The organism is Haemophilus sp. HMSC061E01, from assembly GCF_001810345.1.
Classification (GTDB): domain Bacteria; phylum Pseudomonadota; class Gammaproteobacteria; order Enterobacterales; family Pasteurellaceae; genus Haemophilus_D.
In genome coordinates this window covers 401,455-415,485 of record NZ_KV801015.1, presented here as the reverse complement: position 1 = coordinate 415,485, position 14,031 = coordinate 401,455, and the positions used below count along the sequence as shown (strand labels likewise).

10 protein-coding genes are annotated in these 14,031 nt (G+C 38.0%); 5 read left to right on the top strand and 5 right to left on the bottom strand.

Annotation, left to right across the window (positions count from 1 at the left end; genetic code table 11):
• Positions 1-7 precede the first annotated feature (7 nt).
• Positions 8-226, bottom strand: coding sequence for an HP1242/YdcH family protein (locus HMPREF2732_RS07955; RefSeq protein WP_005695756.1), 219 nt, complete (start codon positions 224-226; stop codon positions 8-10).
• Positions 227-464: 238 nt separating this feature from the next.
• On the opposite strand from HMPREF2732_RS07955, the gene serS reads away from it, so the two are divergent.
• Complete coding sequence (gene serS, locus HMPREF2732_RS07950; RefSeq protein ID WP_070592360.1) at positions 465-1,754, top strand: serine--tRNA ligase; 1,290 nt, start codon at positions 465-467, stop codon at positions 1,752-1,754.
• Positions 1,755-1,911: 157 nt separating this feature from the next.
• Positions 1,912-2,856, top strand: coding sequence for a dicarboxylate transporter/tellurite-resistance protein TehA (gene tehA / locus HMPREF2732_RS07945; RefSeq protein ID WP_049367403.1), 945 nt, complete (start codon positions 1,912-1,914; stop codon positions 2,854-2,856).
• Positions 2,857-2,934: 78 nt separating this feature from the next.
• Here the strand turns inward: tehA and HMPREF2732_RS07940 are convergent, their stop codons facing one another.
• Positions 2,935-3,648, bottom strand: coding sequence for a UTRA domain-containing protein (locus tag HMPREF2732_RS07940; protein ID WP_049367404.1), 714 nt, complete (start codon positions 3,646-3,648; stop codon positions 2,935-2,937).
• Positions 3,649-3,843: 195 nt separating this feature from the next.
• Here HMPREF2732_RS07940 and malQ point away from each other — a divergent pair, with 195 nt between their 5' ends.
• Genes malQ through HMPREF2732_RS07925 form a run of 3 tightly spaced genes read left to right on the top strand, consistent with a single transcriptional unit; the run spans position 3,844 to position 10,093 of the window.
• Positions 3,844-7,617, top strand: a complete 3,774-nt coding sequence (gene malQ / locus HMPREF2732_RS09720; protein ID WP_083304369.1) for a 4-alpha-glucanotransferase — start codon at positions 3,844-3,846, stop codon at positions 7,615-7,617.
• A gap of 9 nt (positions 7,618-7,626) precedes the next feature.
• A complete protein-coding gene (locus tag HMPREF2732_RS07930) occupies positions 7,627-8,418 on the top strand; it encodes an endonuclease/exonuclease/phosphatase family protein (protein ID WP_070592359.1) in 792 nt (263 codons plus the stop codon).
• A gap of 10 nt (positions 8,419-8,428) precedes the next feature.
• Complete coding sequence (locus HMPREF2732_RS07925) at positions 8,429-10,093, top strand: PTS transporter subunit IIBC (RefSeq protein ID WP_070592358.1); 1,665 nt, start codon at positions 8,429-8,431, stop codon at positions 10,091-10,093.
• A 210-nt stretch (positions 10,094-10,303) separates the two neighbouring features.
• Here the strand turns inward: HMPREF2732_RS07925 and rnb are convergent, their stop codons facing one another.
• The 3 genes from rnb to HMPREF2732_RS07910 form a co-directional block, all read right to left on the bottom strand.
• Complete coding sequence (rnb, locus tag HMPREF2732_RS07920) at positions 10,304-12,283, bottom strand: exoribonuclease II (RefSeq protein WP_070592357.1); 1,980 nt, start codon at positions 12,281-12,283, stop codon at positions 10,304-10,306.
• A 66-nt stretch (positions 12,284-12,349) separates the two neighbouring features.
• Positions 12,350-13,138, bottom strand: a complete 789-nt coding sequence (locus tag HMPREF2732_RS07915) for an SDR family oxidoreductase (RefSeq protein ID WP_070592356.1) — start codon at positions 13,136-13,138, stop codon at positions 12,350-12,352.
• 85 nt (positions 13,139-13,223) lie between these two features.
• Complete coding sequence (locus HMPREF2732_RS07910; protein ID WP_070592355.1) at positions 13,224-13,979, bottom strand: Nif3-like dinuclear metal center hexameric protein; 756 nt, start codon at positions 13,977-13,979, stop codon at positions 13,224-13,226.
• Between the last annotated feature and the right edge of the window lie 52 nt (positions 13,980-14,031).

Here is a 14,031-nt window from a genome sequence, read left to right as displayed (position 1 = left end):
AAACCAATTACTCAGCTGCTTTCTTTTTCAAGTATTGATAGAGCTCGTCTTTAATCCGTAATTTTTCTTTTTTCAAGTTCTCAATTTCCGTATGAGTAGCGAGTTCTATGTTATCAATCTTATTTTTGATCTCTTGGTCTAACACATTGTGTTTTTCAAACAAGCGATCGAAATAAGCATCTTTATTTTTGAGATTAGTAATTAAATCGCGAAATTCAGGAAACATAGGTTACTCCTCTTGGTTAACGTTCATTTTCATTATAGAACTTTTTTTTGCTGTTTCTAGTGTCTCATTCTCAGAATTTGACAGAGATCACAAAATTAAATCATGGCAAAGTGCGGTCATAAAATTGGATGTTTTTGAAGATATTAATAAAAGAAAAATCAGGGTTTTAACTGGTTTATTTGCTCAAAGCACGCTAGAATAAAGGTATCTGTTTCATAATGAAAAATAGGGAATTCCAATGATCGATCCAAATTTACTCCGTAATAATCTGGCTGAAGTAGCAGAAAAATTAAAAGTAAAACGTAACTTTATTCTTGATACGGAAAAACTTACCGCATTAGAAGAACAACGCAAAGATTTACAAGTAAAAACTGAAACATTACAAGCTGAACGTAACGCGCGTTCCAAAGCCATTGGTGCGGCAAAAGCACGTGGTGAAGACATTGCACCATTATTGGCTGAAGTAGATAACATGGGCGAACAGCTTAACGAAGCGAAAACTCAACTTGATGCCGTGTTAGCAGAAATCAATCAAATCGCGTTAAGCATTCCAAACATCCCAGCGGATGAAGTGCCATTAGGTAAAGACGACACTGAAAATAAAGAAATTTTACGTTGGGGGACACCGCGTACATTTAATTTTGAAATCAAAGATCACGTGTCATTAGGTGAAGATGCCAATGGATTAGATTTTGCAGCAGGGGCTAAATTAGCAGGTGCGCGCTTTGCGGTCATGAAAGGTCAAATTGCTAAAATGCACCGTGCGTTAGCGCAATTCATGTTAGATCTTCATACCGAACAACATGGTTATTTAGAAACCTATGTGCCTTATTTAGTTAACCATGCGACCCTTTATGGGACAGGCCAATTACCAAAATTCGGTGAAGATTTATTCCATACTTTAGCTTTAGAAGGTGAGCAACCTTACGCATTAATTCCAACAGCGGAAGTGCCGGTAACTAACCTTGTACGTGATGTGATTATTGATGAAGCAGAATTGCCAATCAAAATGACCGCACATACACCATGTTTCCGTTCTGAAGCGGGATCATATGGTCGTGATACCCGTGGTTTAATTCGTATGCACCAATTTGATAAAGTCGAAATGGTACAAATCGTCGATCCAGATAAATCTATGGAAGCGCTTGAAGAATTAACAGGACATGCAGAAAAAGTATTACAACTTTTAAATCTACCATATCGTAAAGTCTTACTTTGTACCGGAGATATGGGCTTTGGTTCTTGCAAAACTTACGACTTAGAAGTGTGGGTGCCTGCACAAAATACTTATCGTGAGATTTCTTCTTGCTCAAATATGTGGGATTTCCAAGCCCGTCGTATGCAAGCACGTTGCAAAGCGAAAGGGGATAAGAAAACTCGCTTAGTACACACATTAAATGGTTCTGGTTTAGCAGTCGGTCGTACTTTAGTCGCCGTGCTTGAAAACTACCAAAATGCAGACGGCTCAATTACGGTGCCAGAAGTATTACGTCCTTACATGGGCGGATTAGAAGTGATCTGCAAATAATCCAAAATATATAAATTCAATTTAGGGCTAATGTTTATTAGCCCTTTCTTTCATCTAGAGAAATGAGATTTTTATTCTAGTCTTTGAGATAAATCCACATCAATATTCATGCATTTAGAGGTAATCTTATAAGGTATCAATTTTTAGGAGAATAATAATGACTGATAAACGACCATTTCCATTACCAACAGGGTATTTTGCGATTCCATTAGGTTTAAGCGCTTTATCTTTAGCCTGGTTGCATATGGGCGATACGCTCTCTTTTTCTCGAAATGTGAGTGATATTATTGGCGTAACGTCTGTTTCAGTATGGGCACTTTTCGTCTTGCTCTATATTTATAAAATGATTTATTTCTCTCAAGAAGTACGAGATGAATATTGTTGTCCGATACGTTTTTCTTTTCTCGCATTAATACCGATTACAACGATGTTAAGCGGGGATGTTCTGTATCGTTGGTTTCCTCTTATTGGTGAGGGATTAATTTGGATCGGGACAATTGGGCAATTATTGTTTGCTTCAGTGCGTATTAGTGCGTTATGGAAAGATGGCACATTTGAGGAAAAATCGACACTGCCACCTTTTTATTTGCCCTCTGTGGCGACTAACTTTACAAGTGCCTCATCATTAGCCTTGTTAGGCTATCAAGATTTAGGCTATTTGTTCTTAGGTGCAGGGATGATTGCTTGGATTATTTATGAACCTGTGTTATTCCAACGTTTACGCGTGTTGCAGATTGAACCACAATTTCGTCCAACCATGGGGATCATTCTCGCACCGGCATTTGTAGGATCGTCAGCTTACTTATCGCTTAATGGAGGAGAGATCGATCTTTTCGTTAAACTCTTATGGGGATACGGTTTTTTACAAATGTTCTTTTTAATTCGTTTGTTCCCTTGGATTAGTGAAAAAGGACTGAATATTGGGTTCTGGGCTTTTTCATTCGGATTAGCTTCTTTAGCGAATGGAGCTGTTTCTTTTGTTCATCATAACGTACTGAGCGGATTGGCAAACGGTGCATTTATCTTTGCTAACTTGATGATGAGCGGTTTGGTGCTGATGACATTAGGAAAAATTTTCAAAGGACAATTTTGGTTAAAATAGCTTAAATAAAAAGTGCGGTTAAAAATGACCGCACTTTTTTTATGAATTTTTTAAATAACAACCTATCATTTACAAAAACTAGACATGTCGTTTTGCTGTTGATGTAAATGCAATTTTATCTGGTCGATAGCTAATACTCCCATATTGAAACGGTCGACCATCAGCCAAATAAGTGGTACTCGTCACATTCACAACCATGTCATACTCACCAAGATCGATCGCCTTTTTTTCTTCTTCATTTGCATAACGAAAGACAATTTTCCGTTGTGAGTGACTAATTTTTAATTTTAATTCGTTTTCTAAATAGTGATAAATAGAGTGCTCAGCGATTTCTCGGCTAATAAAAGGCACGATGCGGCGATCAAAATAAGAAACTTCGTATTCAACGGCTTCACCATCAATTTCACGCAGGCGACTGATGCGGTAGAAATCGATCTGATCATCGACATTAAAAATATGCATTAACTCTTCTTCACCTTGCACAATATACAAACTGGTTAATGTCGTTTTTACGTGGTGTGTTAAGGCACTATTTAATTCGCTAACGGTTTTAATTTCAGAAAGCATTTGTGGTTTAGATAAGTCATGCTCTAAAACAATTGAATTTCGGCCTTGTTGCTTTTGAATATAGCCATCAATTTCAAGTAAGGAAAGCGCTTTTCGAATAGTATCTTTAGAAAAACCATAGCTTTGCATGAGTTCATTTTCACTCGGAAGCTCTTGCAATGGCGCTAAATTACCATTGTTAATTTGGGTCTTTATCTCATTATAGACCTGCTTATACTTGCTCATTTTTAATCCTTTTATCTATCGTTGGTTCCATAGGTGTCGTCATAGCATATCATAAAATCATAAATGTTATACGTATAAAATGTGATATTAGTCACTCTTTTACGAAAATGTTCTAAACTTTTACGTATAAGTTGTTGCATAAAAATACGGTTAGGTTAGAATGAGCCAAAATGATAACTTCCTAGAGGAAATATTATGCTTACTCGTTCAAGTGGTGTTCTTATGCACATTACCTCGCTACCAAATGCATTCGGAATTGGTAGCTTTGGGCAATCGGCTTATGATTTTGTCGATTTTTTAGTTGAAACTAAACAAACTTATTGGCAAATTCTTCCACTTACTACCACCAGTTATGGTGATTCACCTTATCAATCTTTCTCTGCAATTGCAGGTAATACTCACTTTATTGATTTTGATTTACTAACCCAAATGGGCTTACTGAAAGAATCTGATTATGCTTCGGTCAATTTTGGTGATGATCCAACTAGCGTGGATTATGAACGTATCTTTTACGCACGCCGTCCGATTTTAGAAACAGCCGTAAAAAATTTTTTAGCGAATCAATCACTCCAAGCTGATTTCAATCACTTCGAGAAAAACAATCGATTATGGTTGGACGATTTTGCTGAGTTTATGGCAATTAAAGAGCATTTCGGCAATCAAGCATTGCAAAAATGGGATGATAAAAAAGCCGTTGCACGCGATCCAAAAACATTAGAAAAATATCGCACGATGTTAACGGATCAAATTCAGTACTTTAAAGTGACGCAATATTTCTTTTTTAAACAATGGAGCGAGTTAAAACATTACGCGAATCAAAAAGGCATTAAGATTATCGGTGATATGCCGATTTACGTGGCTGCAGATAGTGTAGAAGTTTGGACAAAACCAGAACTCTTCCAATTAGATGAAGAACGCAATCCGCTTGTTGTTGCTGGAGTTCCAGCGGATCAATTCAGTGCAACCGGACAGCTTTGGGGCAATCCGCTTTACGCTTGGGAAGAGCATAAAAAACAAGGCTATGCGTGGTGGATTCATCGTATTGAAGAAAGTTTCAAGATTTATGATGTACTTCGCATCGACCATTTCAAAGGTTTTTCCGATTATTGGCAGGTAGATGGAAAAGCCGATATTGCTAAATATGGTAGTTGGCAGCCAGGTCCCGGCTATGATTTATTCAAAGCTGTTAAAGAGCAATTGGGTGACTTACCGATTATTGCCGAAGATTTAGGTAATATTGATGATAAAGCCAGAAAATTGCTTGCAGATTGTAATTACCCAGGTATGAAGATCTTGCAATTTGGTTTTGAAGATGTCAGCGGAAAAAGTTTAGATAGCCCGCATTATTGCATCCCACATTCCATTGTTTATACCGGTACACATGATAACGAAGTAACTAATGGTTGGTATAACGGACTTACCGAACAACAGCAACAATATATTAATGATTATACGCATCGTGGTGAGGATGAATCGATTTGTCAGGCGATGATTCGTCAGCTTTTTGCAACGGTTAGCAATACCGCGATCGCCACAATGCAAGATGTTTTAGATTTGCCAGCCAGTTCAAGAATGAATGTTCCTTCAACAATTGGTGGAAACTGGCAATGGAGAATGCAGCAATCAGATTTAACGCAAGATAAAAAAGACTTTTTAGCAAAAATGACCACGTTATATCAACGTGCTAATCAGGAAAAAACAATGATTAAATTTAGTACATTTGTAAAAAACGAAACCAATAAATCGCTTGAGCAATTAAGTGATAAAGAAACTTATATTCAATTATTAAATTACGTAAAAGCACTTTCTGCAGATAAACCTAAAAACACAGGTAAACGTAAGGTTTACTATATCTCAGCAGAGTTTTTAATTGGTAAATTACTTTCTAATAACCTGATTAATCTTGGTGTGTATCAAGATATCAAAACAGAATTAGAAAGTGCGGGTAAATCATTAAGTCATATTGAAGATATTGAACCAGAACCGTCTTTAGGAAATGGTGGGTTAGGTCGTTTGGCTTCTTGTTTTATTGATTCAATGTCTACACTTGGCTTAAATGCTGAAGGGGTAGGTTTAAATTATCATTATGGGTTGTTCAAACAAGTCTTTAAAAAGAATGAACAACATGCGGAGCCTAATGATTGGATTGAAGATAACTCTTGGTTAATTCCAACAGATATTACCTATGAGGTGCCATTTAAGAAATTTACGTTAACCTCTAAACTAGATCGCATTGATATTTTAGGTTATAAGAAAGAAACGAAAAACTATCTCAATTTATTTGATATTCAATCAGTGAATCCTAAACTGATTAAAAAAGGTATCGAGTTTGATAAAACTGCGATTGAAGAAAATCTGACTTTATTCCTTTATCCAGATGATTCAGATAAGAATGGGGAATTACTGCGTATTTATCAACAATACTTCATGGTATCAAATGCTGCACAATTATTAATTGATGAAGCAATTGCGCGTGGCAGTAACTTACATGATTTAGCGGATTATGCGTATGTACAGATCAATGATACCCACCCTTCAATGGTGATTCCTGAATTAATTCGCTTATTAACGGAAAAACATCAGATTAAATTTGCCGAAGCCGTTGAAATTGTACGTAATATGGTAGGCTATACAAACCATACCATTTTGGCTGAAGCATTAGAAAAATGGCCACTCGCTTATTTAGATGAAGTGGTGCCGCATTTAGTGGTGATCATTAAGAAATTAGATAAATTAGTGCGTGCAGAATATAAAGATCTAGCAGTGCAAATCATTGATAAACAAAAACGTGTGCATATGGCGCACATGGATATTCACTTTTCAAATTCAGTCAATGGTGTGGCGGCATTACATACGGAGATTTTGAAGAATTCAGAACTTAAAGCATTCTATGCGTTATATCCTGAAAAATTCAATAATAAGACAAACGGCATTACCTTCCGTCGTTGGTTAGAGTTTTCTAACCAAGCATTAGCCGCTTACATTAAAGAATTGATTGGCGATGAATATTTGCATGATGCAACGAAATTACAGAAATTGTTAGCCTTTAAAGATGATAAAAAGGTTCATCAACAATTAGCGAAAATTAAGTTTGAAAATAAATTAGCACTAAAAGCGTACCTTAAAGAAAATAAAGGTATTGAGTTAGATGAAAATTCAATCATTGATACGCAAATTAAGCGTTTCCATGAATATAAACGCCAACAAATGAATGCGCTTTATGTGATTCATAAATACTTAGAAATTAAAGCAGGTAAATTACCAAAACGTAAAATTACGGTGATTTTTGGCGGAAAAGCTGCACCTGCTTATGTGATTGCACAGGATATTATTCACTTAATTCTTTGTTTATCTGAGTTAATCAATAATGATCCTGAAGTGAATAAGTATTTAAACGTACATTTGGTGGAAAACTATAATGTGAGCGTAGCAGAAAAACTGATTCCAGCAACTGATATTTCAGAGCAAATTTCACTTGCCTCTAAAGAAGCTTCTGGTACAGGTAATATGAAATTTATGCTTAATGGCGCGTTAACCTTAGGCACAATGGATGGCGCTAATGTTGAAATTGCAGAATTAGCCGGTGCTGAAAATATCTATACATTCGGTAAAGATTCAGAAAGCATTATTAAACTTTATGAAACAGCAGGTTATGTTTCAAAAGAGTATTATGAAAACGACAAAGATATTAAAAGAGCGGTCGATTTTATTCTGAATCCTGCAGTAGTGAAATTAGGCAATAAAACACGTTTAGAACGTCTTTATAACGAATTATTGAATAAAGACTGGTTTATGACGTTAATTGACTTTAATGCTTATGTTGAAGCGAAAGAACAAATCTTAGCCGATTATGAAGATCAAGATAGTTGGAATGAGAAAGTCGTTCACAATATCGCAAAAGCGGGCTTCTTCTCATCAGATCGCACTATCGCTCAATATAATGCAGATATTTGGCATTGTGAGGGCTAAGGGGAAGCAATGAAACTACTTACCCTGAATGTACACGCTTGGTTAGAAGCTAACCAAGCGGAAAAAATAGAGATTCTTGCTGACACTATTGTGGAAAAGGGTTATGACATCATTGCCTTACAAGAGGTTAATCAATTGATGTCGTCTCCTGCTATTTCGCCAACGTTAAAGCAAGATAACTATGGTGTCATTCTGTTAAATAAAATCAATCAACGCGTTGCACAGAAATATTCGCTTTTTTGGAGTAATTCGCATATTGGTTACGATAAATATGATGAGGGCATTGCGTTTTTAACGCGCTTGCCCGTTTATGATGTTGATGCGTTTTATTGTAGCCAACATCAACGTCTTGACTCGATTCTCTCGCGTAAAATCATTGGCTTGACGGTAGAATATCAAGGCCAGTTAATTGAATGTTATTCTTGCCATATCAATTTGCCAAATTGTGATGGAGAAAACCAACTTGATAATGTTCGTTATATTGTAGAGCGAAGTCAAAGTGCGAATCTTAAAATCCTGATGGGTGATTTCAATACTGATGCAATAAGCGATCAGCAAGCTTATCAACAAATTAAATCCTTAGGCTTATTCGATACTTTTGATATGGCAGAGCAGAAGGATAGCGGTATCACTGTAGAGAAAGCGATTGACGGTTGGAAGGGCCATAGTCAAGAAAAGCGATTAGATTATATTTTTTTAAACCAAGCAAAAAGGGTTTTATCCAGTCAGGTTATTTTTAATGGCAAAAATAAACCGATTGTTTCCGACCATTTTGGCGTAGAAGTAGCTCTCATCTTGTAGGAGAATCAATATGAAAAAAATGCTTAGTTTTGAATTTTGGCAAAAATTCGGTAAGTGCCTAATGGTTGTGATTGCCGTGATGCCAGCCGCGGGTTTAATGGTGAGTATTGGTAACTCACTGCCTTTGATTAGCGATGCTGAATGGCTAGCGATTGTCGGAAACATTATCGCCCAAATTGGTTGGGGGATTATCGGTAACCTCCATCTATTATTTGCGTTAGCGATTGGTGGTAGCTGGGCAAATGAGCGTGCAGGCGGTGCATTTGCAGCTGGCCTTGCTTTCATTTTAATTAACTTAATTACCGGTAACTTTTTCGGTGTGAAACTTGAAATGCTAGTCGATCCAAATGCTCACGTAAGTACCATATTGGCCGGTGAAATTCCTGTGGCGAATTACTTTGTGAATGTGCTTGGGCAACCTGCGTTAAATATGGGCGTGTTCGTTGGTATTATTGCGGGTTTTGTGGGGGCAACAACCTTCAATCGTTACTACAATTTCCGTAAATTACCTGAAGTATTAACGTTCTTTAATGGTAAACGTTTTGTTCCTTTCGTTGTCATTTATCGTTCCGTATTAGTGGCGATCTTCCTATCATTATTCTGGCCTTTAGTTCAAACAGGAATTAATCATTTCGGTCAATGGATTGCGAACTCACAAAACTCAGCACCAATTTTAGCACCATTTATTTATGGTACCTTAGAACGTCTATTGCTTCCATTTGGTTTACACCACATGTTGACTATCCCAATGAACTACACTTCATTAGGCGGTACTTATGAGTTCTTAACCGGTGCACAACAAGGCAAACAAGTATTTGGTCAAGATCCACTTTGGCTTGCCTGGGTGACTGACTTAATCAACCTTAAAGATGCAGGTAATTTAACGCAATATAACGACCTTCTTTCAACTGTGACTCCTGCTCGATTCAAAGTAGGGCAAATGATTGGGTCAACTGGTATCTTAATGGGCTTGACTCTCGCAATGTATATCAATGTGGATGAAGACAAGAAAAAACTTTATAAAGGTATTTTCCTTTCATCTGCACTTGCCGTGTTCTTAACAGGTGTGACTGAACCAATCGAATATATGTTTATGTTTGTCGCCTTACCGCTTTATATTGTTTATGCGTTAGTACAAGGTTGTGCTTTCGCCATGGCAGATATTGTTGACTTACGTGTGCATTCATTCGGTAACATTGAGTTCTTAACTCGTACACCAATGGCGATTAAAGCTGGCATTGGTATGGATGTGATCAACTTTATTTGGGTATCAATCCTCTTTGCGGTTGCCATGTTCTTTATCGCGAACTTTATGATTAAGAAATTTAACCTTGCCACAGCAGGCCGTAATGGTAACTATGATGCAAAAGGTTCAGATGAAGCTTCTAGCGATGAACCAAAAGTGGCGAATGCTAGCACGCAAGTTATTCAAATCATCAACTTACTTGGTGGACGTAATAATATTGCAGATGTTGATGCTTGTATGACACGTTTACGTATCACCGTACATAATCCAGAGTTGGTGGGGGATGAAGCAAGTTGGAAACAAGCAGGTGCAATGGGCTTTATCGTGAAAGGCTCTGGTATCCAAGCGATTTATGGACCAAAAGCAGATGTCTTAAAATCCGATATTCAAGACGTGCTTTCATCGGGCGTAGAAATTCCTAAAATGTAATTCTACCTAAATATCTACTTTATCCCCGCCTTCAAGGCGGGGATATTATATCAATAACTCATTTCTATATTGCTCATCTTCAATCTACCCTAAAAATCTTTTTATTTGATACTATCAACGTAGAAAAAATTTCCACAATTTTAGCTCTATAAAAAAATACCGTCCGTTATATAACGAGCGGTATTTCTAGTGTTAGAATGGAAGTGGTCATTAAATGATTAATTGGCCGATGATACTACGAGTTTCTTCTCGTACTTCGGTAAGTTTCACTTTCACCAAATCACCGATTTTGTAACGGCGTTCCCCTTGAATATACAGTGCTAATTCATCAGCATTCACTTGCATTTCATCTTTATTTGGATGCAACGTGGAAGCTGGTACGAACATGGATGCACCATTTTCTAATAATTGAACACGTAAACCACCACGCATCACATCTTGCACTTCTGCATCAAATTCAGCATTTTCAGCGACTTTGTCAGCAAGATAGCGACAATATAACCAGTCTGCGATATCGCGTTCAACCAAGCGATTTTGGCGACGGGCTTCTTGCAAGCGAGCAAGGACTTCATCTTGTGGTTTTTCACAAGCTTGCTGTGTGAGCACGGCTTTAATTAAACGATGGTTCACCATATCGGAATATTTACGGATAGGCGATGTCCAGGTCGCATAACCTTCTAATCCAAGCCCAAAATGTGGAGCAAGTTCGGATTTAAACTCCGCAAAGGTTAAATAACGACGTAAACGGAATTCTAAATAGTCACCTTCAATCGGTTCAATATCATGACGCATTTGGCAATAACCTTTTAAGGTTGCCAAATTTTCCACCGAATAACGTTCAGCAAGTTCAGCTTGATTTTCTTCATTGGCTAAATTTGCCATTAAGAAATTATGGGCATTTTCTAAGAATTTCTTATCAAAACCCGCGTGTGTATTGAAAATACCAGCTTTAGCATGCTCCGCTAAGAATTGAGCGGCACAAATGTTGGCAATGATCATGGATTCTTCCACGATTTGATTTGCAATACGACGATATTCCGCTTTAATTTCTTGTACTTTGCCATTCTCAGCGAGAATAAAGGAGTAATCTGGTTTCTCTTTAAATAACAATGAATGGGTTTTACGCCATTGAATACGCGCTTGAGTAAATTGATGTAACCAATCAATTTGCTGGGCAATTTCAGGTGTTTCCGGTTGCCATGCATCCGGTACTTGTTCTAAATAATCTGAAATCTTGTTATAGGCTAATTTTGCTTTAGATTGTACATAAGCCGATACAAAATGCGGTTTAGCCGTGATGTTACCAGCAAGATCCGTTTCAATGTAACATACTAAAGCAGGACGAGTTTCATTTGCCATTAATGAGCATAGTTCATCAGACAATTCACGCGGCAACATTGGGATGTTGAAGCCTGGCAAATAATTGGTAAAACAACGCTGTTTCGCATCTTTTTCAATTTTTGAATCTAATGCAATGTAAGCCGTAGGATCGGCAATGGCAACGACTAATCGCCAGCCGGTTTGCGTACCATTTTGCTCGATAGGTTCGATGTAAAGGGCATCGTCCATATCCTGTGTGCTTTCAGAGTCAATGGTGACAAAATGAAGTGCGGTCAGATCTTCACGTGTTTGTTGATCTAACATTTCATAACTTTCTGCACCTTGCACAGGATGACGAGATTGCTCATGACGTGCTAATGTGACCCACCAAGGGGCTAATTCATCATCAGCACGGCAGATAAATTGATTGATGGTGGCATAGAAAAAGCGATCATCACGTAATGGGTGCGTTTTCAAATTTGCGACGACCCAGTCTCCTTCTTGTAATTTTTCTTTGACGGATTTGGCTTGTTGCGCACCAATGGGTTGGTTGATACTTGGGTGATCAACCAAAACTTGCAATTTCTTGTCTTTATTGAACCGCACTTTGGCAATAAAGCGCGTGAGCATTGGCTCAATTAATTCTTCAGGTTCAGCTTGCTCTTTATCGCCTTGCTTTTCAATGGTGGCTTTAATTTTGTCACCGTGCATCACTTTTTTCATTGCGGGAGGAGCAATAAAGTAGCTTTTTTTATCGCACTCTAAAAAACCATAAGCTTTATCAGTACTTTTTACCACGCCTTCAACGTGTTCTTTGCTATCGTGGATTTGTTGCTTAAGTTGTGCGAGTAATGGATTATCTTGGAACATAGTTATATTTAAAAAAAGAGAAAAGGCAGACTGAAAAGCCTGCCTAAAAATAGATTGTACGAAAAATTATTCTTCGCCTAATTCACCCATTGCAGTGATGCTGAAACCTGCATCTACGTGAACGATTTCACCAGTAATACCAGATGCTAAATCAGAGCATAAGAATGCTGCAGAGTTACCCACATCTTCGATAGTAACAGTGCGGCGTAATGCTGCGGTTTTCTCGAATGTAGCAAACATTTTCTTGAAGTTTTTAATACCTGATGCCGCTAAAGTACGGATTGGACCTGCAGAAATTGCATTTACACGAATACCTTCTTTACCTAAGTCAGCTGCCATTACGCGAGTTGCTGCTTCAAGAGATGCTTTCGCTAAACACATCACGTTGTAGTTAGGAATTGCGCGCTCTGCACCTAAGTAAGAAAGGGTTAATAACGCTGCATTTGGATTTAAGTAAGGACGTGCCGCTTGTGCCATAGCAACGAAGCTGAATGCACTGATGTCGTGAGCGATACGGTAGCCTTCACGAGTTGCTGCGTTTACGTAATCGCCATCTAATTGATCGCCTGGTGCGAATGCGATAGCGTGTACGAAACCATCAAATTTTTCCCAACGTTTGCTTAATTCTGCAAAGCAGTTTTGGATGCTTTCATCGGTCGCTACGTCTAAAGGAAGGACGATGTTAGAACCGAATTCTTTTGCAAATTCTTCTACGCGCGGTTGTAATTTATCGTTTAAATAAGTGAAAGCAAGTTCTGCACCTTGTTCTTTCATTGCTTTTGCGATCCCGTAAGCGATAGAACGGTTGCTTGCAAGACCTGTTACTAAAATACGTTTACCAGTTAAGAAACCCATATTTTTTCCTATGTTTGAGTTAAAAAAATCGACGAGATTATACTTGTTTTGTGAGCTTTTGGCAATTAATCACACTTTGTACCAGTTAGGCCGGATTATCAATATCTTTAAATTCTACATCTAAGCCATATTCAGCCGCTAACCATTCACCTAATGCTTTGATACCGTAGCGTTCAGTCGCATGATGACCAGCCGCAAAGAAATGAATACCTTGCTCACGAGCAGAGTGAATTGTTTGCTCCGAAACCTCACCGGTAATGAAGGCATCACAACCTTGTGCTGCCGCTAAATCAATATAGCCTTGTCCGCCACCGGTACAAATGCCAATTTTACGGATTAAGTGCGGTCCATTTTCGGTGCAAATTAACGGTTTGCGTTGAAGCACTTGCTCAATACGTTGCGCAAACTCTTCAGCGGTAACGGGCTCTTTTAACGTTCCCCAAACAGGAATGCTGGTTGCGCTATTTTCTAAAGGTTGAAGATCGCCAATCCCTAATAACTGAGCAAGTTTTGCATTGTTGCCTAATTCAGGGTGAACATCCAAAGGCAAGTGGTAGCCGTATAAATTGATATCATTCACAAGCAAGGTTTTGATGCGTTTGCCTTTCATACCGCGAATACATGGATTTTCACTTTTCCAAAAATAGCCGTGGTGGACAAGAATCGCATCAGCTTGTTGTGAGACAGCATAATCAATTAATGCTTGGCTTGCGGTAACGCCTGTAATGATTTTTTGGATTTCTGCTTTACCTTCCACTTGTAAACCGTTAGGCGCGTAATCATTGATTCTGTCTGTGCTAAGTTTTTCGTTTAGTAAACGTTCAAGTTCTAGATTGTTCATCATTTTTGAGAGAAAAGAAAAAGGTGAGATATGGTAAGGGATTTAAAAAAAA